The following is a 23,224-nucleotide window of genomic DNA, read 5'->3' on the forward strand; positions in this document are numbered from 1 at the left end:
CTAACCACTAACCAATACCACCACTTCTGTACCCTCTCCCGGATGACTTCGTATCGTCAGTTCTGCTCCCATCTGTTGAGCTCGTTCTCTCATTCCCAAAAGACCATAACCATTACTGACAGATGCGCTGTCTGCATCAAATCCCCGTCCGTTATCTTGAATTCTTAAAAGACACCGTGTTTGTTCGTATATCACTTCAACTCGAATTTCACCAGCATCTGCATACTTAACAGCGTTTGTCAAGGCTTCTTGTGCTATTCGCAGGAGATTATTTTCTATATCTGTTCGTAAGGAGTACACCTCACCTGTTACTTCACAAAGAATATGGGTGTTGGAATAAGATTGCATTTGCATCGTTAGGCGATTGAGAGCACTACATAGATCTCCATCTTCCAACAACTGCGGACGTAGCGCCTCTACTGAACGACGTGCTTCTGTCAAACCTCTACGTGCTAAATCGCGTACTGTCTTGATATGTTCTTTTGCTTCAGAGGAAGCACCTTCCATGACTCGTGAAGCAGCCCCCAAATGAACGACAATGCCCGTAAAAGCTTGCGCTAGGGTATCGTGAATTTCTCTTGCCATGCGATTGCGTTCTTCAAGAACAGATGCTTCTTCCGCTTGCTTGCGCTCGGTAATGTCTTGTCCTATACCTATAATCGTATCATGATTCAATCGAATGTTTGCCCAGGAAGTCTCGATATAATGTCCCAAGCTAGTTCTAATTTTAAAGTCTTGCCATTTTCCAGTGGCTGCGATCATATGTTCTAAAACTTGAGCACGAATCTGAGAGTCGGGAAAAAATTCTTCTAGTATGTTAGTTTGATGAATTTCTTCTTGAGAGCAACCTAAGAGCCGTTTGAACTCTCGATTTACTAAACAAAATCTACCTTCATTATCATAAAGAGTCAACATAACGGGAATGTGGTCGAAAATAGTTTGTAAAAGTTCTTTTTGCTCCCGTAGAGCTTCTTCTATACGCTTGCGTTCTTCAAGTTCTGCTATTAGCTTTAAATTTTGCTCTAAAAGTTCTTTAGAAAGCCTTCTAAGGCGCAACTGATTCTCAACTCGAGCTAAAACTTCTTGAGATTCAAAAGGTTTAATGATGTAATCTACTCCACCTAAAGAAAAGGCTTTTACCTTGTCTAATATTTCATGTAAAGCACTGATAAATATAATGGGAATATCTTGAGTTCGAGGAGACGATTTCAACCGCTCGCAGATTTCATAACCATTCATTCCCGGCATCATAATATCTAATAAAATGAGATCGGGTAAATTTGATTGAATAAATGTAAGTGCTAATTTACTACTTGAAGCAGGATGTACCTTATATCCTGCTTTTAATAAAATATTGCTTAAAAGATTTAGGTTGTCGGGTGTATCATCAACAATTAAAATTGTTCCTTTATCTAATAAGTTTTTAACTGCATTCATTTTTTTAAATCTATTTTCATGAAATTGAATTATCGATTTTTAAATTATTAAATAAAATCCAACAACGTATCGTACTGAAAATTCCGAGCCAAGGTATCTAAGGCTTGGGATAAGGAAGGATTAAATTCAGAGATAAGATGAATAAATTGCCGAATCGACTCTACATCTAGAGCGATAATTGCTTGGCGCAAATTAGCAACTAAATTTTTAGGTAAGCTATTAATAGCGTCTTTGGTCAAAACCTGAGCTTCATTTGTAGCTGTTGGATTCGATTGGGGTAATGCGAGATCTCGAGCGCAGACATAACAAATACCAAGGTGTTTGTGCAGAGCCTCAAAAATGTCTTCTAATTGAAAAGGCTTTCGGATAAAATCATCACAGCCCGTACTCAAAAAAAGCGAGCGCTTGTCTTCTAAAACATCCGCGCTCAAGGCAATAATTTTAGTTTTGAATGAAGAATTTTGCTGTAGTTCCCTAGAGCGAATCCTTCGGATGGTGTCAATAACAGACATTCGCAAATTCATAAAAATAAGGTGTGGTTTCCAATCGTTCCAGATTGCGAGCGATTCTTGTTCATTTCTGGCTTCTTGTAATTCAAAATTTAGGGGAGAGAGCAATTTCACTAACAATTGGCGGTTATCTTGATGATTGTCTACCAATAAAATACGATATTGTGGTTGATTGGGAGCAAGTGCTATGACACGACGAGGTGCTTGTTGGTTGTTGAGAGGCGAAGTTTTAACAACGCAGGTAGGAAGGTAAAATTGGAAGGTGCTACCACAGCCGACACAAGAACTTACACTGATGTCGCCCCCCATTAAGTGTACTAAAGAGCGTGCGATAGTCAATCCCAAGCCCGTTCCTTCTGGAAATTCTTGTCCCACAGGTGTTTGGACAAAAGGTTCAAAAATACTGTCTAACTCACTTTCAGCAATACCGCAACCAGTGTCTGAAATTCTAAAATGTAAAGAGTAAGAAGGAGCCATTTCCCGTTCCTCTCCTCTAACATAAAGCGATACTCTACCTCTAGTAGTAAATTTTAAGGCATTAGAAAGTAAATTTATCAAAACCTGACGCAATTTGACTTCATCACCATGCACGTATTTTGGCACTTCTTTTTCACCATGAAATGATAATTCCAACCCTTTACTATACGCTGTGAGTTGGAACATACTTTTCATATCATCCAGCAATTGATGTAAATCAAATTTCTTTTCATTTAGAGTTATTCGTCCTGCTTCAATTTTTGATAAATCCAAGACTTGGTCAATCAACCTCAGCAGGTGTTCGCCGTTACGAACAATTGCCAGCACATTTTCTCGGTTTTCAGGGGATAAGTCATTAGAACGGCTCATTAATTGTGAAAAACCTAGAATGGCGTTGAGTGGCGATCGCAATTCGTGACTCATATTTGCCAAAAACACGCTTTTAGCGCGGTTTGCTGCTTGTGCTGCTTCTTCAGCACGTCTGCGTTCTATAATTTCTTGTTGTAGTGCCAAAGAGCATTGTGCGGCTTGCACATTCAAATTATTTTCTAAATACATAACTCCTACCAATTTCTTAAAATAAATTGATTAATTGACAAAAAGTGTATTATATGATTCAAAATTACCCCGTTACGAGGGGCAGAAGCTGAGTCAAAAGACATAACTCCTACTTTTAAGTAGTTGTATGCAACACAAGCTTATGCACTTTTGGTTAGGTGAAAGCTCGCTATTTTGCTAGTTCAAACCTAAACTTAAGTATAGGTACTGGAATTGAGGAAAGAAAGAATTCTTACGAGCGTGGCAAAATTGTGCGCTCGGCATTCAATACTGCTCGGATAATAATTTTTGTAGGTTGGACAACCCCAACAAATGCCTGTAAATGTTGGGTTTCGTTCTTCAAACGCCACGTCACTCAACAGGGGGAACCTCCGTTGAAGCACCTGTCGTCTTTGCCCAAGTGAAGCATCTGACGTGGAAACCCCCAAGCCCTTACGGGTATGTGCAAGGCACACGCTACGCGTTGCGAAGCTATGCCCGCAGGGCTATACGCCAGTCCCCTCGTGCTGTAAACCTGCTTTCAGGGCTGGACTCACCGCAACTTCTCTGGGAACGGCGCTGCTCTGGGCACGTGAGTGGCTCCCCGACCTACGTATTCTCGCATTTTTAGGCTTAACCGACAAGTATTGGCTCGGCATTACCTTTTCATGGTATCCATTCTAAAACCACACCAACGCGGCTGTCTTTCTCCTCTTTAGAGTTTTGAAACTGAATATCTGTCGATAGCCGAAAGTCACGAGTCACAGCGTAACTGACTGACAAAGTTGTCAAGCCAACTTCTTCACTCGTGCGCGGAGCAACCCAGCTTTGGGTCAAAGAAATATCTGCAGCACCGCCACGAGATAACACCAACAGCGCCCTAACCCCCAAATTCATGCCATTTGTTAAGTAACTATCTGTTTCTAAGTGTCGGTAACCTGCAACGGCTGCAATATTAATATAGCTTCCTAAAGGACGCAAATAGTAACGTACATCTCCTCCGTAAGTCTCGCGCTGACCGTTAAATGTTGTTTGGTACTCCCCACTCACTGTTACACGACTGCGACCAATCAAAATATCTTCAACACCAAGATTTACCCCAAGTGCTTCGTCTGTTGAAGGAAATGCAGACAAGCCAAACCTGATTCTTGTGGGAAAACTGGGGTCATTTTTGATTTCCTCCAACACGTTGGGGACTTGGCGCTGCCAACGCTGTAATACTGGGCTGTTCTTAATAATCTCTGGATTTATATCTAAGTCTTGAGCAGCTTTTGAAGGAGTTTCGCACCAACTCGGAGTGGTTGCAAGCAGGAAGTTGAGGCTCAAACCAAAACATATCCCTTTAACCCCCCATTTTTGCCATTGTTTGGGGGGCGATATACTATGCTTGTTGCATCCGTTGTTTATCAACCTGTGTACCTAAGGTGCTGGTGAGGTAGTGGGTGATGGAGATGAGCTACTTGTGGGTGTAGCATTTGGTGATGTTGTTGGCGATGGGGATTCATTTGTTATAGGTTTGGAGCTAGTGGAAGTCGATCCCGTTGTTGGTTTTTTGGGAGATGATGAAGATGTATTGGTTGCTGGTTTGGAATTACTAGAACTTGATTTGGAGCGTTGCTGCTGATAGTAACCTGTAACTTTTTTAACGTAGTCAGCCGTAAATCCACTATTGCATCCCGTATAGTTACCTGTCATCCACCAACAAGCAACACCACGCACGGCTGCAGTTTCATTACCAGTTGCGGAATACTGCTTGTTCAATTCGCGGGTTGTAATACAGGAAACAACCTGACGCGCCAAATTGGAATCATTCTCAAATTGTGTTGGTGTGACTTCTTTTTTCAGGCAATTTTTTGACCATCCTTTGAGGGTTTCTGGTTTAACTTGCCAATCACTGTAATATCCATCATTTTGACTGCCAGTTTTAGGAGCAGCAAGTCTCAGGGCTTCCACCATCGCCGCAATTTGGGCATTAGAGACTTGTTGCTTTGCTTGAGCAAAAGAAGATTCTGGCATGACCAATGAAAATAATCCCAAGCTGAGAGTTATTCCAAATAGCCGCGATAAGCCAGGTACGGCTTGCACTAAGAGCGATAAGCTGACAGCTTGCGCCAAGGGCGATCGCATTCTCTTGTTCCTCACAAACACAAACTTCTTAAGGATAAAGGATAAAGGATGAACTATAAAGTAGAAATGACTCTAGAGATTGAAGAGTTTATCCTCTGTAGTCATTCAACATTGCTAAGTGCTTGTGTACGGGTGCAAGAGTATTGGCTGCGATCGCTCCACTAGCAGCCACTGCGGGTAATCCGATACCGGGAAAGGTAGAGTCTCCACAACACAACAACCCTGGAAGAGGTGTACCCGAGCCAGGAAAGAATCCTTTTCCTGCGGGAATTGCCGGACCATAAGAACCTCTGTGACGGCGCAAATAGCGTTCGTGAGTTATGGGTGTGCCCACAAGTGTCACTTCGAGGCGGGAACGCACATCTGGAATCACTCGTTCCAATGCTTGCCACATGACTTCTGCACGCGTTTGTTTTTGCTTGGCATATTCCTCGCTCTTTCTATCCATTCCCTGCCAAACAGAGTAGGGTTCGCTACCGGGAGTATAAGCGTGGATCGCATGCTTTCCCGGTGGTGCAAGTGAGGGGTCTAACACTGATGGAATGGATATCAACACAACGTTTTGAGGCGCAGTGACACCCAGATTCCAATCCTTAACAAATAAGTAGTGACAGGCAAGGTCGGAACGCAATCCTCGTGCATCAATACCCAGATGTAGGTGCATAAAGCTCTCACATTCCGGCGTACTTGCTCTTTGTTCCTGAAACTGTTTTGGCACTGCTCCAGTAGGAAGCAACTTGAGTGTATCCCAAACGGATGCATTTGAAACCACCGCCCGACGTGCCATTATCTTTTTTCCATCACGCGATCTTACACCGACAGCACGTTGCGAGGGCATACCTAAAGACATAGCGCGACTTGTCTCTACAAGAATTTCCTCAACATGAGTGTTTAACATCAGCTGACCTCCATGCCGTTCGAGTCCCCTGACAAGTGCATTTACCAAAGCACCGCTACCACCTATTGGGTAATCAAGCATAACGCCCGGTCGATACCAATCAGCAAACATAAACGCCACCTCAGCTGCACTCGTACCGCTAGCTGGCAATCCTGAGAGAAGAAAACAAAGCAAGTCCAGCCAATTACGCGTAAAGGGATCTTGAATAACACTGTCCATAATTGGACTAAAAGCTCCGATCAGCTTGGGGAAACTGGCAATATGCTCAAACAAAGACGGAGCAAAGGAACCAACTGTCAGTACTGCACCGATATCTAAGCGGAGGGCGGCTGGTGACATTGCAGTCGCAGCACGTCCGAGTGGTGCCATCACTCGCTGTAATTCCCGCCATTCAGCTACAGCTTGCTCGCCACGCAATCTTAATAAAACTTCACAAAATTGTTCGCCTCCTACTGAAGTGTCAAAATCTCCTTCTGGCAGACAACATCCCCAAGTATCATATGTTACAAAATTTAAATTTTCACCAATGGCATTTAAAACTTGTTTGAGAGGATTGGATGAAGGGTTGTAAGACAATCCAGAATACAGAGAAGGTCCTGAGTCAAACTTGTAACCATTCCGTTCAAAACTATGTGCGGCTCCTCCGGGAATTGAGTGGCTCTCACAAACCACAACATCAAAGCCATACTTTGCCAGGAGAGATGCACAGCTTAAGCCTCCGATTCCGCTACCAATAACGATTACATCCGTCTCGCGATCGCTTGTCATTAATATTACCTAAAAAAAGTTTGCAAAATTACATGAAGTACAGTTAAATTATTGCTAGTTGTTTTGAGGACAGATCGTGCGTAAACTGTCAGTAACTCTTCTCCTCATTTTAGGGTTTAGCGTATTTTTTGCTACTGCAACACGTGCTTCTGAAAAGCTCCCCCTGACTACTTTAGTTCTGCGCGACCATAAAATTACCATTAATACGACTCCTAATGGGTTTGCATACACCGTCATAAGAGCTTCAGACGGTACCGTACTTGATGCTCAACTGAATGATACTCAACTACAAGCAAAATATCCCGAGATTTATGATGCTGTCCGCCCTTCAATGGCAGATGGGAAGGAAACAAATGACGCAACAGTTTGGGGTGGAACTCAACACGTTCCAGCCAATGCTCTACCAAAATGATTCAAGGGGCGGGCATTTTGCCCACCCTCTATAACAATTTCATGAGTTATAGATACTTACTTTATTTACGACGATTTCTACTAGCAGCAATTAGTTTCTTTCTACTACCACCGATCGTTTATGGATGGTTGTGTCTTCAACGTCCACCCCAAACAAATTTAGAGCAAGCCCTTTTTCAGGGAATAGTTTACAAACGCATTGCTCGTTCCACACCGCGTCCAGTCATGACGCATATCGTCGCTATTGACTTAACCTCACCAGGGATAAAAGCGCTTGTCACTCCCGGAGTAAAAACTTCACATGATGGTGAAATTAGGGCACAAACGACTTCAGAATTTCTCACTCAGTTTAAGCTGCAATTAGCAATTAATGCAAGTTACTTCCTGAATTTCTACGAACACGCTCCTTGGAATTACTATCCACACAGCGGCGATGTTGTTAATCCCATTGGTGAGGCTATTTCTAATGGATACCGTTATTCTCAACCTGAAAAATACTGGTCTGTGCTGTGTATTTCATCCACCAACCGCGCTCAGATTTTAGAAAGTGAAAAGTGCCCTGAAGGAACAAAACAAGGCGTTGCAGGAAATCAGCTTTTAGTCGATCGCGCTCAGTCAGCTATTTCCGACTTAGGTGATGACAAACCTTATCCGCGAGTTGCAGTTGCGGTGAATCGAGAAGGGACAAAACTTTGGTTAATTGCTGTTGATGGCAAACAACCGCTTTACAGCGAGGGCGTTGCGATCGCGGAGCTAACAAAGATTATTTTAGATTTAGGTGCTTACACGGCATTGAATATAGATGGAGGTGGTTCAACAACATTGGTCATAGCAAGGAATCAGAAACCAAAAGTTTTAAATGCTCCAATTCATACAAGAGTACCAATGCGCGAACGTCCAGTCGCAAATCACTTGGGATTTTATGCCCTCCCGATTAAACAACCCCTCTCCCCAGTAGAGAGGAGTTAGGACAGGTTCAGGAATCGCAACCTAAAGATTCACGGGTGGAAACACCTGTTTTAGGATTTACACCGGTAGCACTCTCACAAAGCTTCTTAACTTCCAAACGATCTAAAACTGCGTTACTAAAATCAGCACCTGTGACATCAACATTATTAAAAGTCGAACGCAACATCATTGCGTTTGTAAAAACTCCATCACTAAAATCAGCACCTTTAAAGTCTGATAGATAAGCTATGCCATCAGTAAAATCAACACCATGGAGATTCGCTCCCCGCAACAATGATGCATTAAAAACTCCACCACGGAGATCGGCATTGCTAAAATTAGCGTTTTCCAGCTTGAGACTAGTATACTCTTGCCCGATCAAGCTTTGGTTTGAAAAATCTCTACCGCTTAGCTGATTGCTTGCGGCACGACTGATACTGGAAGAACTTGCTGCATGTGCTGACAGGGGAGACAAAAAAAGAACAGTAGCCAAGACTAACCCAGCTAGTGCTTGCCAATACCTCATAATGCTAACTTCATAAATCGCAACATCTCTATTAAACAATATTAAGAACCCTAATTCAATCGCTTCTCAGTAGGTGCAGGTAAAAAACTAAAAATGACTGTATGGTTGTATAACTTTGTATTAAGTATAGACTGGAAAATATAGAAACCTTACCATTGCGCTCTCGCTCCCATGCAAATTTTTTTGGTCTGTCTTGGTGTTTTTGCAATAGTAAATTAACAAATATTTATTCCTAAAGATAGAAGGGATTGAGAACTGAATGATATGCTTGAAAAGCCTTGCGGATATTGACATTTATAGTTTTATGATAGTTCGCAGGAATGAGTGACAAAACGAGTGGATATGCTTTGTCAATGTATAATTCATATCACTGCTTGCAGTGTACGAGGTATTTTTGGTTAATTAGTAAGCGATCGCACGCTAACGCTATGACTTTCGTGCCTTAGTCCTAGAGGTTTAGCAAAATTATTAAGTCTCTTACGATACCAATACAGCCTCTTCAAACACTTTTACAAGCAAAACAAAACTTGGGATTGCTTCCCAAGTTTATCATTAAAAAAAACGTGCTTACTTATAGTTATGACATCAAAAGAAGCTAGCAGCGACAAAAAAGTTGAAAATTCTCCTGCTGAACCAGAAACCACCGTTGCCCAAACGCAAGACCCAGCACCGGAAGAACCTACAGCCCAAGAGGAAGAGCAGAAGCCAACTGTAGACGAAAAGCAGAAGCCAACCGTAGACGAAAAGCAGAAGCCAACCGTAGACGAAAAGCAGAAGCCAACTGTAGACGAAAAGCAGAAGCCAACCGTAGACGAAAAGCAGAAGCCAACCGTAGACGAAAAGCAGAAGCCAACTGTAGACGAAAAGCAGAAACCAACTGTAGACGAAAAGCAGAAGCCAACTGTAGACGAAAAGCAGAAACCAACTGTAGACGAAAAGCAGAAGCCAACCGTAGACGAAAAGCAGAAGCCAACAGGAGAGGAAGAGCCAAAGCCCGCTCCAGAGGAGCCTGGTGCTATCTTTCAAGCAGTTGGCGTTATTACAGGTAAGGTTAAGTTTGGAGAAGCAAATGACAATACCATTACGATTGGTAATAAAGAGTACCCACTTTTCTATGCTCCACGCAAGCAGAAAGCTTTTGATGCACTCAAGAAAGAGATAGAAGCAACAGGCGAATCGATCCAACGGGTGGTTGTTTATCCAAGATTTACTCATTTTCCCGGTAGGGACATACCGCCTAACGTTGGCTTCCAACTTGTTGGCTTTGACAAAGGACGCCATGAAGAGGTGATTTCAGAAGAACTTGCTGACATGGAGTTTAAACTTTGCGGATTGTGGCAGTTTATTCCTGTTTGTCGCACACCATGTATCTCTGTTTTCAAGAATTTTACTAAAGAACGACTGGAGCACATTAAACAATCGGAACCAGCTAAAAAAGTAAAATACATGAAAGCCAGTCACTTACCTTTGTTCTGGCGAGACGCGTTGGTACCACCATTTAGGTTTAATCCCAAAGCATCAAAAGAAGAGCAAGGTAAACCAGTTTTTGTACAAATTAAGGCAAAATTTGTGCCACATCGGGACGCTTTTGAATTTGATTCATTACTGGGATTGCCACTGGAGAAACCACCAAAGTTCCTCAAAGCTAGTAAAGATGATAAAGCAACAGCGATCGCAGAAAAAAGAGCAGCGCTGAAAGCAGCGGGTAAGGATACCGCCCCGCCAAAAGGAAAACCACCTTTTAAAGGCAAGCCCAAAGGGAAGTTTCCGAGCAAACCTTACAACAACTCTGAGGGTAGCTCTCAGGTTAAACCTCAGGGTAGTCCTGAAGGTAGTCCTCAGGGCAGTTCTGAAGGAAGACCAAAGGATTTACCCAAGCCCAAGCCCAAGCCCAAGCCACAACAACCCTCCTAGGCGAGCTTAAGGTATCGTAAACCCAGCCTAGAATTTGACCGAACAGGATGTTAAGACGCGCTATGGCGCGTCTCTACTTAATTCTCAAACCCAATAAACAAAGGACTAGTCCAAACTTTAGAATCATCTACTTGGCGACCAGAAATGTAGACTGGCAAAAAACCGTGGGGTGTAGACTGGGGTTCGAGTGTAAAACTACCACTCATGTCTGTTGGCATGGAAGTTGCGCTCAAGCGTTCCACTGCAACAAACAGTTCTGCGCCACCCAGTTCTTGCCGTAAAATCTCTTTATCTAAAATCTCTTGACCTGTAAATTCCCAACTAAATTCCGGACAATGAATGTAAGGATTGCGCTGTAATGGGCTACCTAACTTGATATAACTATCAATTTGTACTTTTAACTGAAAACGAGCATGGAGTAAATCTGACAGATCTAATTCCACAGCATCTGAATCCCCATAAGTATCCGAACGAAACTCCAGTTTTAAAGCGCCAGCACGTCTGACATATTCTTCCGGATGTTCCAAACCATAAATTTGATAGCACTGAACTAGAGTATTGGAGTATTCCAAGGTACCGCGCCACTCTGCCCAGCGGTAGCGGTCTTTAATTCTAGAACCACCCCAACGCAAGCGAATTTTATTTGGGGCATAACCCGCTTCTGAGTGCAGGTTTCTCCGCCAGAGCAAACCTTTATGAGTGTAAGCAGCAATTTCATCCCAACCAGTGCTACCTAACAATCGATAGTTAATGGTGACTGCACCAGATGTACTGAATTCGTCTCCCTGAATATGTGAGCCAGACCACAATAAAGCAACAAGACGATCGCCTGTTGTTGCCCAAGTATGACGGGAACGCAGGGCGTGATTGATGTCTGACTTTGTTAGCGATCGAGCAATTATCCCCGTGACACCACCATTCACCCCAAAAACTGCTGTACCGGGAACTCCTCCGCCACAACGCCCCCGATGTTCGTCACCGTTGGCTGATACCCCCAGCTTATATCCTCGAGCGATCGCATCTTGGTAGAACCACGGGAAATGACCCCAAGCCGAACCAATTTCAATTAAGCGTTCGAGTTTTGGGTGATGCCAGTCTAAAATGGCACGTCGTCCACCAACATGAGGAATCAGTAAATGTTGTTCTGGATTGTGAATGTATGCTGCATAAAGCTGATCGACAGGCCATGCTCCAGGCAGCAGTTGCTTGCCTTTCATGTCTTCATTCCATTCAAAAGAGCGAACCTGCTTGCCTTGACGGTCAAAGGGAAACAAGACTTCGTCACCCAAGAAAATCACATTGCGATCGCCTCCTGCAGCCGAATTCCCGCACCACTCCGTACCGGGATAGCAGAGAAATTCCCCTTCCTCAGTAATTTCCTGACACAACTTGACATCTTGCTTCCAGCGTTCCTCAGTAATATTAAAATCATTAGCCGTGTAACCTAAAACATCCAGTCCGGCTACATCCCGACCGTAAGCAAAATTATACTCAGTACTGTTGGTTCCTACCGTATTATTAGAGTGAACGTGAAGGTCTGCAAAAAACGACCTAGGATAACTGAGATGTTTGTCTGCTGTAACGGGAGTTGGAGCGCTTTGTAACTCAGTCCCCTCTAACACAGCCCGAAGGGTCAGTTCTTCATCCGCATCTAAAGTTAAATCTGTCTTGACAACTGCCCAACCTTGTGCAGGTATATCGAGTTGTTGGTTGATTTCTGTAGATGAACTTTGAGCTTTTAACAGCAGTTTTCCTCCCACTCCCCAACAAGCATTCCCCCAAACATCCTCAACCCTGACTCTTATAGGAAAAGACACGCCTGTTTTCACCAGTCGCGGAGTGATAATTGCAAGTTTAGCGGGTTGTCCTGGCAAAATATCAATAACAACATCACCCGGAATTTCTGCAAAGCGAGACGTTCCCACCGGATCGATATAAGCTCTAAATCGGAAACTTTGCTCTACGAAAGTTTGCACCCTTGTTCCCGGTCCGCCAGCACGGCGATCTCCCAAACGAATCAAAATGCGATCGCCGGGTTTAATGTAGCCATCCACAATGTCTACAATAATTGCCTTTTGGTAGGGACGTTCGTGACCTTTTTGGTCAAACCGCACCTTAAGTGACTGCACAGTTGCGGGGCTTTCCCCAGGAAGAGATGGGCGGGCTTGGTATTCAGCAGAGAGATAATTAGCACCTTTCGGGTCTTCTGTCTGAAAAATTCCCCAATCTGAATAAAATTTAAAAGTGACTTTCATCCAAGCCCCATCTGCAATACCAGAAGCACCAACTTCATAATCCAGTAAAATTTCCTGCCAACTTCCAGCTTCGATTTGTTGAGTTGAACAACGCAATCGACCTAGAAAAGGCAAGGTACTGACATACTCTAGATACCCTTGTGGATGAGTATATTCTCCAAGTATTGAATTCAGTGCTTCTTCTGACATATCTTTTTAATTACCTAATTGAGACTAATCCTGCCTTTTCAACAAATTGTTGACCTTCTTTAGACAGTAGTAGATTGGCATAGGCAACTCCAGCTTTTTCTTCAGATCTACCATCACGACGAATAATGATGTATAAATACCTAGTAATGGGGTAGCTACTGTCTCTAAACGCTGCCATATTGAGTTTGTTATTATCAATGACAACTGGTACATACTGTTTGGTGTTACCAGGTGCAAGCGGTAAAGGACGGACTTTGGTCTGAGTTGCGACTAACATAGCAGCACCGATTCCAATTGCTCCTGGGGTGGAAGCAACATCGCGAACAAGCACGGTGTAATCTCGGCTAGATTTGACTTTGGAACTGACGTTTTTTACTTTAGACCCAAGAAGCGTTTTCAGTAAAGCAGTGGTTTTAACGTTTATACTGAAAGGTACGATTGGTAAATTTGGACCTCCTACTTCTTGCCAGTTAGTAATTTTACCAGTGTAGATGTCCTGGAGTTGAGATACGGAAAGTCCGGGAATGGAAATATCTGGATGAGTGTAGGAGGCAAGACCATCAATCGCGACGGCCATTTGATCTAATTTAAAACCGCGACCAATTGCTTTTTGATACTCTGTATCTTCTAGGGGACGACCAGACAAAGCAAAGCTTAGTTGACCGTCAAGCAGCATCTCAATTCCTTTACCCGTACCGGGTTGGCTGTCAGGTGGGTCTACATAACGCAGATTAAATTGCGGGTGTGCTTGACTGATAGCTTGGTGCGTGCCTTGAGCCACCAGAGATGCAAAAATGAGGGAACCACCAAAGTTAAAAGTACCCGTAGGGACATTTGGCACTTCCTTCATAGTCTTGTAAGACTGAATTTCTGGGGTGCTAGAGGCGTCGGAAGTGCTGTTACTGGCAGAAGGACTGCGATCGCTAATTTCTGGTTTTGGAAGAATTTGCTGCCAGAAAAAGTAGCTTCCCACACCAAACAATAAAAATAATAGAGTCAGAATCAACCAAAAATAAGGAAATTCAAAATTAGCTTTAGCAGTCTTATCCTTTTTTTCAGAAGCAAAAGTATTCAAAGGTTTGCCACATTTTTGACAGTTTTTAGCCCCAATAGGATTTGCATCATAGCTGCAATGGTTACAGGTTTTTCTTCCTTTAGGATTTGATTGACTGGTACGCATCTAAATTCCTCGGGAGTATCATTTGCTTAAGTGCGATATAACAATAACCATTATTTAAGAATGGTTATTGTGGTAGAGACCCGAAGATTTGTTAGATTTACAATCTAGTATTATTCCATACTTTTCATGTTGAAAGCTTGCCACATTTTTATTTGGTGTTTCTGATGATTCAGTCCTTTTAGGAGGATATACGTATTTAATTACCAATTGGGATTAATCCTGCCTTCTCAACAAATTGTTGACCGTATGCATCTAATTCCTCGGTAATATACTTTACTTAGTTACGGGATAACAACCATTCTGTTGCATTTTTCCATACTATTATTACTATTACTGTTTGGATAAATCGTCAAAGTTTTAATTTGTTTAAGTAAGCTTCAAAGCTTTTACTTATGCATTAATTTTAGTTAGCTATAGCTTTTATAACTAACAATATTTTCGCTGTACTGAAAAATATTTTTTGTATAAACTTTGGTTTGCCTTTTAAACTGTCACAGCGCTTAATGTTTGTTTCTAATTCCAAAGTCTAAAATGCTTGATACCAGGATTTTTAGATTATTTATTCTAAACTCTAGTTCTGAAGAACGAAACTAAATATTTCATTAAATTATTGGATATCGCTTCGTTCTACCCAAACCAAAAAATACATTGGGCGATTTAAGCTTGACTTGACAAATGAACTCTAAAGAGCACAAGTGAGGTATAAATATCAATTAATTTGTCCAGTCTTCAACTTGTAAATTAGAAATATTTTTAAAATCAGTTAAGTTTCGAGTTAGTAATGTAGCATTTATAGAAAGAGCAATTGCAGCAATTTTTAAATCCATTGTACCAAGACGAGGATAATCGGTCCTAAATCTAAAAGTTGTACATATTACGGCAATAGGAGTCAAGAACCTAGATGACTTGATACATAATAATTTCGATACCGCGATTGCAGAGGAACTGAAATGGACTCAAGATAAAGGTGCTGAAGTGAAGGTTATGTTTGCTAAAAAACAAGTAAAATTTGCTAAGATTCGAGCTTAATATTTAGCTTAGAATTTCAAAAAAACCTTAATTATAAGTTTGTTGCAAATAACTAATTTTTCTGTTTTAAAACCTGTGTTCCTGCTAAAGAACGGGGTTTATCTGCTGTTCTAAGTACTTCTTGTCCGATGAGGGTTAACAATGCTAAAAAAGCGAGAAGTGAAGCACAAGCAAATGCAGCAACCGTTTGGTATTCGCTGTAAACTCTTTCTATATGTAATGTTAGCGTGTTTGTTTCTCCTATGAGTTTGCCAGATACAACAGAAACGGCTCCAAACTCACCAACGGCTCTGGATGTACAAATGATAACTCCGTAAAGTAATGCCCAGCGAATTGAAGGAAAAGTGACTCGCCAAAAAGTTTGCCAGGGATTTGCTCCCAGTGTTTGGGCTGCTTCTTCCTCCGCCAGTTCCATGTTTTGCAAGGTAGGGAGTACTTCTCGCACGACAAACGGAATCGTGACAAACAATGTTGTAAAAATCATCCCAGGGAGGGCAAAAATAACATTGATATTAGCTGCTTCTAGCCACGAACCAAACACCCCTACTGTATGGCTGTAGAGAAGAATAAACATTAAACCAACGACTGTTGGTGAAATAGCCAAGGGTAGGTCAATAATTCCCACCAGCAGAACTTTCCCAGGAAAAGAATACCGTGCTAAAATCCAAGCCATCAGAATCCCAAACACTGTATTTATGGGAACTGTAACAATTGCGATCGCGACCGTAAGAAATAAAGCGTGCTGTGCTTCGGGTGTTGTAATTCCCTCCCAGTAAGCTGCAACGCCACTGACAAATGCCTGATAAAAGATATTTACGATAGGAAAAACAACAACGATTGCCAAGAAAGACAAACCCAAAGCAATCAATAGATAACGCCCCCAAGGGAAATGCCGTAATTTTGCTGTCAAGCTATTTCTCATAGCGACGACTCCAGAACTGCAACAGGTTAATACATATCAAAATCGCGAGAGAAAACACGAGCAAAACGATCGCGACAGCCGTTGCACCACTGTAATCATATTCTTCCAACCGACGATAAATATAGACAGAACTTATCATCGTCTCAAAAGGAATATTACCTGAAATCATGACTACCACGCCATACTCGCCGACAGCACGGGCAAAAGCAAGGGAAAACCCCGTCAAAATTGCAGGCAATAATTGAGGAAACAGGACTTGCCAAAAACTTTGCCAAGCATTTGCTCCTAAAATACGAGCTGCTTCTTCAACTTCTGGTTCAATCTCCATTAATACAGGTTGTACGGTTCTCACTACAAAAGGTAGGGTGACAAAAACTTTGGCAAACACAACCCCGAAAACAGATGAAGTCATATTGACTTGTTCAATACCAAGCTGCTGCAAGTTATTCCCCAAAAATGTTCCGGGGTCAAAGTACTGCCCGATAACTCCTCCAGAACCGTAGAGAGAAACTAAAGCAATTCCAGCAACTACAGAGGGCATGGCAAAGGGTAAATCAACCAAACCATCTGCCAAACGCTTACCAGGGAATTCATAACGGACTAATATCCAAGCCAGAATTGAACCAAAAACGCTGTTAATCAAAGCAGCCAAAAAAGCAGCACCAAAGGAAAGCTTATACGCTTCCACAGCTGCAGGTGCTGCAATCACTTGCCATAATTCTTGCCAGGAACGTTTGGATGCTTCTAAAAAGATAACGCCCAAAGGCAACAAAACAATAAAACTAATGTAGGTTACAGCTAAACCCTGCAAAAGTGCTTTATAAGAGCGTTGAGTCGAGATTGAAGAAATAGCTGACATTGCCACTATCGTGTCCGGGCTGCTTGAGCAGTATCAAATAGCGCTCCATTGGCAAAAAGCTTTTTGTTCACAGGTGTCCAACCCCCAAAATCAGAAATTTTATAGAGAGTGGTAACTGGTTTGTACTGACTGGCGTGTTTTTCGTATGCTTCCTTGTTAATAGGGCGATATCCTGCTTGAGCGTAAATTTCTTGACCTTTAGGGGAAAACAAGAACTTGGTAAATGCCTCTGCCACTTCGCGGGTTCCCCGTTTATCAGCAATTTTGTCTATAACAGTTACGGGAAAATCAGCCTGAATATTGGTTGCAGGGACTATATAAGGATAATCTTCAGGAATCGCATCGTTAGTAAAAATAATCTCGTTTTCAAAGGTAACAAGTGCGTCTCCTATTTTATTTTTTACAAACGCATCCGTCGCCTCGCGCCCATTGCTCACCAAGCTTTTCGTGTTTTTGACAAAGCCTTTGAGATAGTTTTCTGCTGCTTGCTCTCCTTGTGATTTGAGAGTAGAACCATATCCTGCCATAATTCCCCAACGAGCATTACCCCCAGTCAGAGGATTGATGGCTACTATTGAGATGCGATCGCCAGTTAAATCGCTCCAGCCCTGAATTTTTTTGGGATTTCCAGGTCTGGTAACAATAACCATAACCGAACTAGCGGGAGAAGCCTGATTGGGCAATCGTTGGCTCCAATCTTTACTGACAAAACCTTTTTCCACCAGAGGGTCTATATTACTCTGAAGATTTTGAGCTAATACATCAGCCTGCAAACCCCCCAAAATAGCCCTAGTTTGAGCCCCAGAACCACCATAAGATTCTTTAAACTTGACATCTTGACCAGTTTTTGATTTCCATTCTTCTTGAAAAGCCGGTATCATTTTAGAGAAAAGAGGTTTTGCAACTCCATACGCAACCAAAGTTAATTCAATTGTTCCTGAATTCCGCGCTGCAGTTAATTGAGTTTGCTCGGTTGATGTTTGTTCTTGAGTCGAGTTTTGTGTTTGAGTGCAAGCGGGAAGCATAAATCCCGCAATAAATAGGAGGGCGTGTAAGACAGAACGCCTTCTCATAGTAGCTGCTCCTGGTATCCTGTTAAGAGAAGTCACAGAAAAATTTGCCTTGAAAATCATTAAACCACGGTGAAATGCTTGAAAACACGCTCAAACAGTTCAGCAAGCCGTAGTTTAGCAATAATACCAATTTCCTTGGCAATCTTTGCGTCTTTGCAGTTAAAAATTCTCTTTGAACCATAAAAGCAGACAAATCGTAAAGAACTTCTTCAAGATCTCGCTCTACAGAACAAAAGTCAGAATATTTTAGTAAATTTTTACACCAGCAGACAAACGAATTGCCATGGCAATTACGATATATTATGTTGACCCACTCTACTGAAACAACTGTGGCTAATCAAGAAGAAATCGCCCTATCTTTGGCAAGAACACCTTTATTTATTATTGCTCAAGAACTCAAAGCACGACTGACTAGCTTTGGTGGTTGGGAAATGCCCGTACAGTTTACTGGTATTAGTAAAGAACATGAAGCAGTCAGAAATGCAGCAGGAATGTTTGATATTTCCCATATGGGTAAATTTATCCTGCAAGGTAAAAACCTCATTACGCAACTCCAGCATTTAGTTCCTTCAGACTTAAGCCGTTTGCAACCCGGTCAAGCACAATATACTGTTTTGTTAAACCCTCAAGGCGGTATAATCGACGACATTATCGTTTACTATCAAGGAGAAGATCCAACTGGCGGGCAACGAGGAGTTATCATTGTCAACGCTGCCACTACCAGCAAAGATAAAACATGGCTCCTACAACACCTAAATTCAGATGAGCTTGTTTTCCAAGACATTTCCACCGAAAAAGTCTTAATTGCCTTACAAGGACCGCAAGCTGTAAATTTGCTGCAATCATTTGTTGACAAAGATATTACCCAGGTTAAGGCATTTGGACACTTAGAGGCAACAGTTTTCGGTAAGACCGCATTCCTTGCCCGTACTGGTTATACGGGGGAAGATGGATTTGAAGTCATGATAGATCCAGAGGCTGGAGTAGAATTGTGGCGCAGCCTGTTGAATGCTGGTGTTATTCCGTGCGGATTGGGTGCGAGAGACACCCTTCGCCTTGAAGCTGCGATGGCACTTTACGGACAAGATATTGATGACACCACCACCCCTTTAGAAGCTGGTTTGGGGTGGCTGGTACATCTTGATAAAAAGGAAGACTTTATTGGGCGGTCAGTTTTAGAACAGCAAAAAGCTAGCGGAGTGCAACGCCGATTAGTTGGTTTGCGAATGCAAGGACGCAACATAGCCCGTCACGGATATCAAGTACTTTCTCAAGGGGCAGTTGTTGGCGAAGTCACAAGTGGTACACTATCACCTACGCTTGGCTATCCTATTGCTCTTGCCTATGTTCCCACCGAACTCGCAGCTGTCGGTCAGCAACTAGAAGTAGAAATTCGGGGTAAAGCTTACCCTGGAGTAGTTGTTAAGAAACCTTTTTACCGTTCAAAAAATCGCTAATTGCTAATTGCTAATTGCTAATTGTGTCTTTACCATTAGCTATTAGCCATTAGCCATTAGTTATTAGCTGTGAGCTATTAGCCATTATCTGTGTTAATTTTTTGATGTGGATGAGGAAGTGATATGTCTTTGGAATATCCTGACAATTTAAGATACCTAGATACCCATGAATACGTGCGTCTCGATGGAGACATTGCCACCATTGGTATTAGTGCCTTTGCTGTGGAGCAATTAGGCGACGTTGTGTTTCTGGAACTTCCAGAAATTGGTGATGTTGTGACCAAAGGAGAAAGCTTTGGCTCAATCGAGTCAGTGAAAGCTGTTGAATCCCTGAATTCACCAGTGACTGGCACAGTGGTGGAACGCAATGACGCTTTAATAGAATCTCCCGAACAAGTAGCAGATGACCCTTATGGAGACGGTTGGTTGTTAAAAGTCCGTGCTGACGATCCTGAAGATATTGAGGATGCATTGACTGCAGAGGAGTATAGCGCCCAAGTGGAAGGGTAGATAAGGAAGAGGGGTAGACAAGGGAGACAAAGGAGACAAGGGAGAGGGGGTAGACAAGGAAGAGAGAAAATTCCTCCTTGTCTACCATGTCCCCCGTGTCCCCCATGTCCTCCGTGTCCCCCTCCAATCCCCTAGCCAAAAAAATTTCGTTACAATTAGATAAACTAATCACACATACCTGACGTGTCAAATATACTTGTTGCAAAATATTAAGTATCGCGTCTAGAGAGAAATTTGTGATAAACTCCGAGTCTCGTGTTGAGTTAACTCTTCAACAACCGTTGGAGAACAAAAGTGAGAGATTGAGCTTTCAAGCAAGGCACATTGGACCGTCATCCAATGATATTCAGCAAATGCTTAAAGTTTTGGGTTATAGCAGCCTTGATGAGCTAATTGATAAAACCGTTCCACAAGGAATCCGTTTATCTCGTCCGTTAAAGTTGCCAGACGTAAAAACTGAGTACGCAGCCCTTGATACGTTAAAAGAAATAGCTTCAAAAAATCAAGTTTTCCGTTCGTTCATTGGTACGGGATACTATGACTGTATTACACCTCCGGTCATTCAGCGAAATATCCTAGAAAATCCTGGCTGGTATACTGCCTATACTCCCTATCAACCGGAAATCGCTCAAGGACGGCTAGAAGCACTGCTGAATTTCCAAACAATGATTATTGATTTAACAGGTTTGGAAATTGCCAATGCTTCGTTACTGGATGAAGCCACAGCCGCAGCAGAAGCTATGAGTATGAGCTATGGTGTTTGCAAAAGTAAAGCAAACAGTTATTTTGTTTCTCAGGACTGCCATCCCCAAACTATAGATGTGTTGCAAACACGGGCAAATCCTTTGGGAATCAAGATTATTGTGGGAGACCATCAATCCTTTGATTTTTCAGAACCTATTTTTGGAGCAATCCTTCAATACCCTGCAACTGATGGTACTATCTATGATTACCGCGCTTTTGTAGAAAAAGCCCATGCTGAGGGAGCATTGGTGACGGTAGCTGCAGATCCCTTGAGTTTGACTTTACTGACACCCCCAGGTGAATTTGGTGCTGATATTGCTATAGGTAGCACCCAGCGCTTCGGTATTCCTCTGGGCTATGGCGGACCTCATGCTGCATACTTTGCTACTAAAGAAGAGTTCAAGCGGCAAGTACCGGGAAGAATTGTTGGTGTATCAAAAGATGTTCGGGGTAAACCCGCATTGCGTCTTGCTTTACAAACTAGAGAACAGCATATCCGTCGTGAAAAAGCTACCAGCAATATCTGTACGGCACAAGTTTTGCTTGCGGTGATGGCAGGTATGTATGCCGTGTATCACGGTGCAAGTGGGTTAAGAAAAATTGCTGAAAACGTTCACCAAATGACTGTAATGCTGGCGGAAGGTTTGAAGCAGTTGGGTTACAGCATTTCAAACGAGTCTTTCTTTGATACTCTGCATATCAATTTAGGAGAACGCAGTTTAGAGGATATTAAAGCCGCTTGTGAAGCACAACGTATTAACATACGTATTTTTAATGCCAATAGCGTTGGTATATCTTTAGACGAAACTACCACAGAAAAAGATTTAATTGACCTTTGGAAAATATTTTCAGGTAAGAATGTCCTACCTTTCACACCTGAAGAATTCGCTTCTCCCCATCTTCCCCTCTCCCCATCCCCCTCTCCCTTTCTTCCCCTCTCCCGCACCACTAGCTACCTGACTCATCCCATCTTTAACAGCTATCACTCAGAAACTGAGTTGCTGCGCTATCTACACAGGCTGGAAACTAAAGACTTGTCACTAACAACGTCGATGATTCCTTTGGGTTCATGTACGATGAAGCTCAATGCAACATCTGAGATGATGCCTGTCTCATGGGCTGAGTTTAATAAGATACACCCTTTTGCGCCTCCGTCTCAAACCCGAGGTTATCAAATCCTGTTTCAGCAGCTTGAGGAATGGTTGGCTGAAATTACTGGTTTTGCGGGAATTTCTTTGCAACCAAATGCTGGTTCTCAAGGTGAGTATGCGGGATTGTTAGTGATTCGTCGCTATCATGAAAGCCGTGGGGAAGGGCATCGGAATGTTTGTTTAATTCCCCAATCTGCACACGGTACCAATCCCGCAAGTGCGGTCATGTGCGGGATGAAAGTGATTGCTGTTGCTTGTGACTCTGAGGGGAATGTCGATCTAGATGATTTGAAAGCCAAAGCAGAAAAGCACAGCAAGGAACTTTCTGCTTTGATGGTGACATATCCTTCAACCCATGGCGTATTTGAGGAACAAATCCAAGAAATTTGTGCCGTGATTCACGCTAATGGCGGACAAGTCTACATGGATGGAGCAAATATGAATGCCCAGGTAGGGCTTTGCCGTCCTGGAGATATCGGCGCGGATGTTTGTCACCTTAACCTGCATAAAACTTTCTGTATTCCTCACGGTGGTGGCGGTCCCGGTATGGGACCTATTGGTGTTGCTTCTCATTTAGTGCCTTTTCTTCCCGGACATATCGTGTTAAGCACTGGAGATGTGGGGATTGGGAATCAGGAGGAAATTCCCCAATCTTTCACGAGTGCTGTTTCTGCTGCACCTTGGGGTAGTGCTAGCATCCTGGTTATTTCTTGGATGTACATTGCTATGATGGGTACGGCAGGTTTGACCGCAGCAACAAAGGTGGCGATTCTTAATGCTAACTATATTGCTCGTCGCCTGGAAGCTTACTATCCTGTTCTTTATAAAGGGAAGAACAATCTAGTTGCTCATGAGTGCATTTTGGATTTGCGATCGCTGAAAAAATCGGCTTCCATAGAAATTGATGATATTGCCAAGCGTCTGATGGACTATGGGTTTCACGCACCTACTGTTTCGTGGCCTGTAGCGGGTACAATCATGGTAGAACCAACAGAAAGTGAATCTAAAGAAGAGTTAGATCGTTTCTGTGACGCGCTGATTGCCATTCGTCAAGAAATTGCTGAAATTGAATCTGGCAAGATGGATATTCAAGATAATGTCTTGAAAAATGCACCTCATACGGCAGAGAGTCTTATTGCTGGAGAATGGCACCATCCTTATTCGCGAGAACAAGCTGCATACCCCGCACCTTGGACTCGGGAACACAAATTCTGGCCGAGTGTCAGTCGCATTGACGCTGCTTTTGGCGATCGGAATTTTGTTTGTTCTTGTCTGCCAATGGATGCTTATTAGAGTTAGCGAT

At 42.7% G+C, this 23,224-nt stretch carries 16 protein-coding genes and 1 pseudogene; 6 read left to right on the forward strand and 11 right to left on the reverse strand.

The window, feature by feature from the left end; translation table 11 throughout:
* The 5 genes and pseudogenes from HC643_RS11850 to HC643_RS11870 all read right to left on the reverse strand — a co-directional run bounded on the left by HC643_RS11850 (position 1) and on the right by HC643_RS11870 (position 6,753).
* The gene (locus HC643_RS11850; RefSeq protein WP_038091368.1) at positions 1-1,437 is read right to left on the reverse strand and encodes a response regulator; all 1,437 of its coding nucleotides are present in this window, start codon (positions 1,435-1,437) and stop codon (positions 1-3) included.
* A 47-nt stretch (positions 1,438-1,484) separates the two neighbouring features.
* Positions 1,485-2,981: an ATP-binding response regulator gene (locus tag HC643_RS11855; protein ID WP_050045701.1), complete on the reverse strand. Its 1,497-nt coding sequence runs from the start codon at positions 2,979-2,981 to the stop codon at positions 1,485-1,487.
* A gap of 645 nt (positions 2,982-3,626) precedes the next feature.
* Positions 3,627-4,286 (reverse strand): hypothetical protein, encoded by a 660-nt coding sequence (locus HC643_RS11860; RefSeq protein ID WP_202048607.1) that lies wholly within the window; start codon positions 4,284-4,286, stop codon positions 3,627-3,629.
* A gap of 279 nt (positions 4,287-4,565) precedes the next feature.
* Positions 4,566-4,976, reverse strand: a pseudogene (locus HC643_RS11865) (hypothetical protein); the annotation flags it as partial.
* Between the two features lie 199 nt (positions 4,977-5,175).
* Positions 5,176-6,753, reverse strand: coding sequence for a phytoene desaturase family protein (locus HC643_RS11870; RefSeq protein WP_038091362.1), 1,578 nt, complete (start codon positions 6,751-6,753; stop codon positions 5,176-5,178).
* 76 nt (positions 6,754-6,829) lie between these two features.
* On the opposite strand from HC643_RS11870, the gene HC643_RS11875 reads away from it, so the two are divergent.
* Together HC643_RS11875 and HC643_RS11880 are read left to right on the forward strand one after the other, a co-directional pair.
* Positions 6,830-7,165: a hypothetical protein gene (locus HC643_RS11875; protein WP_038091352.1), complete on the forward strand. Its 336-nt coding sequence runs from the start codon at positions 6,830-6,832 to the stop codon at positions 7,163-7,165.
* Between the two features lie 41 nt (positions 7,166-7,206).
* Positions 7,207-8,133, forward strand: a complete 927-nt coding sequence (locus HC643_RS11880; protein WP_038091557.1) for a phosphodiester glycosidase family protein — start codon at positions 7,207-7,209, stop codon at positions 8,131-8,133.
* A gap of 7 nt (positions 8,134-8,140) precedes the next feature.
* Here HC643_RS11880 and HC643_RS11885 read toward each other — a convergent pair whose 3' ends face one another.
* Positions 8,141-8,638: a pentapeptide repeat-containing protein gene (locus HC643_RS11885; RefSeq protein WP_038091349.1), complete on the reverse strand. Its 498-nt coding sequence runs from the start codon at positions 8,636-8,638 to the stop codon at positions 8,141-8,143.
* A 579-nt stretch (positions 8,639-9,217) separates the two neighbouring features.
* Here HC643_RS11885 and HC643_RS42375 point away from each other — a divergent pair.
* The gene (locus HC643_RS42375; protein WP_167844665.1) at positions 9,218-10,552 is read left to right on the forward strand and encodes a hypothetical protein; all 1,335 of its coding nucleotides are present in this window, start codon (positions 9,218-9,220) and stop codon (positions 10,550-10,552) included.
* A 77-nt stretch (positions 10,553-10,629) separates the two neighbouring features.
* Here HC643_RS42375 and HC643_RS11895 read toward each other — a convergent pair whose 3' ends face one another.
* The 5 genes from HC643_RS11895 to HC643_RS11915 form a co-directional block, all read right to left on the reverse strand.
* Positions 10,630-12,996 (reverse strand): DUF3604 domain-containing protein, encoded by a 2,367-nt coding sequence (locus HC643_RS11895; RefSeq protein ID WP_050045702.1) that lies wholly within the window; start codon positions 12,994-12,996, stop codon positions 10,630-10,632.
* Positions 12,997-13,006: 10 nt separating this feature from the next.
* Positions 13,007-14,176 (reverse strand): PstS family phosphate ABC transporter substrate-binding protein, encoded by a 1,170-nt coding sequence (locus HC643_RS11900; RefSeq protein WP_038084337.1) that lies wholly within the window; start codon positions 14,174-14,176, stop codon positions 13,007-13,009.
* Positions 14,177-15,257: 1,081 nt separating this feature from the next.
* Positions 15,258-16,127: a sulfate ABC transporter permease subunit CysW gene (gene cysW / locus HC643_RS11905; RefSeq protein WP_038084339.1), complete on the reverse strand. Its 870-nt coding sequence runs from the start codon at positions 16,125-16,127 to the stop codon at positions 15,258-15,260.
* Complete coding sequence (cysT, locus tag HC643_RS11910; RefSeq protein WP_137986267.1) at positions 16,117-16,986, reverse strand: sulfate ABC transporter permease subunit CysT; 870 nt, start codon at positions 16,984-16,986, stop codon at positions 16,117-16,119. Before cysT ends, cysW begins: the two co-directional genes overlap by 11 nt.
* A 5-nt stretch (positions 16,987-16,991) precedes the next feature.
* Entirely contained in the window at positions 16,992-18,059 is a 1,068-nt protein-coding gene (locus HC643_RS11915) for a sulfate ABC transporter substrate-binding protein (RefSeq protein WP_038084393.1), read from the reverse strand.
* Positions 18,060-18,388: 329 nt separating this feature from the next.
* Here HC643_RS11915 and gcvT point away from each other — a divergent pair, with 329 nt between their 5' ends.
* The 3 genes from gcvT to gcvP all read left to right on the forward strand — a co-directional run bounded on the left by gcvT (position 18,389) and on the right by gcvP (position 23,214).
* Positions 18,389-19,516, forward strand: coding sequence for a glycine cleavage system aminomethyltransferase GcvT (gene gcvT / locus HC643_RS11920; RefSeq protein ID WP_038084395.1), 1,128 nt, complete (start codon positions 18,389-18,391; stop codon positions 19,514-19,516).
* Between the two features lie 123 nt (positions 19,517-19,639).
* A complete protein-coding gene (gene gcvH, locus HC643_RS11925; RefSeq protein WP_038084340.1) occupies positions 19,640-20,026 on the forward strand; it encodes a glycine cleavage system protein GcvH in 387 nt (128 codons plus the stop codon).
* Positions 20,027-20,307: 281 nt separating this feature from the next.
* Positions 20,308-23,214, forward strand: coding sequence for an aminomethyl-transferring glycine dehydrogenase (gcvP, locus tag HC643_RS11930; RefSeq protein WP_237266072.1), 2,907 nt, complete (start codon positions 20,308-20,310; stop codon positions 23,212-23,214).
* The last annotated feature ends 10 nt before the right edge of the window (positions 23,215-23,224 follow it).

The sequence above is a fragment of the Tolypothrix bouteillei VB521301 genome (assembly GCF_000760695.4).
Taxonomy (GTDB): Bacteria; Cyanobacteriota; Cyanobacteriia; order Cyanobacteriales; family Nostocaceae; genus Scytonema; species Scytonema bouteillei_A.

What these genes read in the sequence shown, in the direction of transcription:
- HC643_RS11850 (WP_038091368.1), bottom strand. Translation starts at nt 1,437, where the DNA reads ATGAATGCAGTTAAAAACTTATTAGATAAAGGAACAATTTTAATTGTT.
- HC643_RS11855 (WP_050045701.1), bottom strand. Translation starts at nt 2,981, where the DNA reads ATGTATTTAGAAAATAATTTGAATGTGCAAGCCGCACAATGCTCTTTG.
- HC643_RS11870 (WP_038091362.1), bottom strand. Translation starts at nt 6,753, where the DNA reads ATGACAAGCGATCGCGAGACGGATGTAATCGTTATTGGTAGCGGAATC.
- HC643_RS11880 (WP_038091557.1), top strand. Translation starts at nt 7,207, where the DNA reads ATGAGTTATAGATACTTACTTTATTTACGACGATTTCTACTAGCAGCA.
- HC643_RS11885 (WP_038091349.1), bottom strand. Translation starts at nt 8,638, where the DNA reads ATGAGGTATTGGCAAGCACTAGCTGGGTTAGTCTTGGCTACTGTTCTT.
- HC643_RS42375 (WP_167844665.1), top strand. Translation starts at nt 9,218, where the DNA reads ATGACATCAAAAGAAGCTAGCAGCGACAAAAAAGTTGAAAATTCTCCT.
- HC643_RS11895 (WP_050045702.1), bottom strand. Translation starts at nt 12,996, where the DNA reads ATGTCAGAAGAAGCACTGAATTCAATACTTGGAGAATATACTCATCCA.
- HC643_RS11900 (WP_038084337.1), bottom strand. Translation starts at nt 14,176, where the DNA reads ATGCGTACCAGTCAATCAAATCCTAAAGGAAGAAAAACCTGTAACCAT.
- cysW (WP_038084339.1), bottom strand. Translation starts at nt 16,127, where the DNA reads ATGAGAAATAGCTTGACAGCAAAATTACGGCATTTCCCTTGGGGGCGT.
- cysT (WP_137986267.1), bottom strand. Translation starts at nt 16,986, where the DNA reads ATGTCAGCTATTTCTTCAATCTCGACTCAACGCTCTTATAAAGCACTT.
- HC643_RS11915 (WP_038084393.1), bottom strand. Translation starts at nt 18,059, where the DNA reads ATGAGAAGGCGTTCTGTCTTACACGCCCTCCTATTTATTGCGGGATTT.
- gcvH (WP_038084340.1), top strand. Translation starts at nt 19,640, where the DNA reads ATGTCTTTGGAATATCCTGACAATTTAAGATACCTAGATACCCATGAA.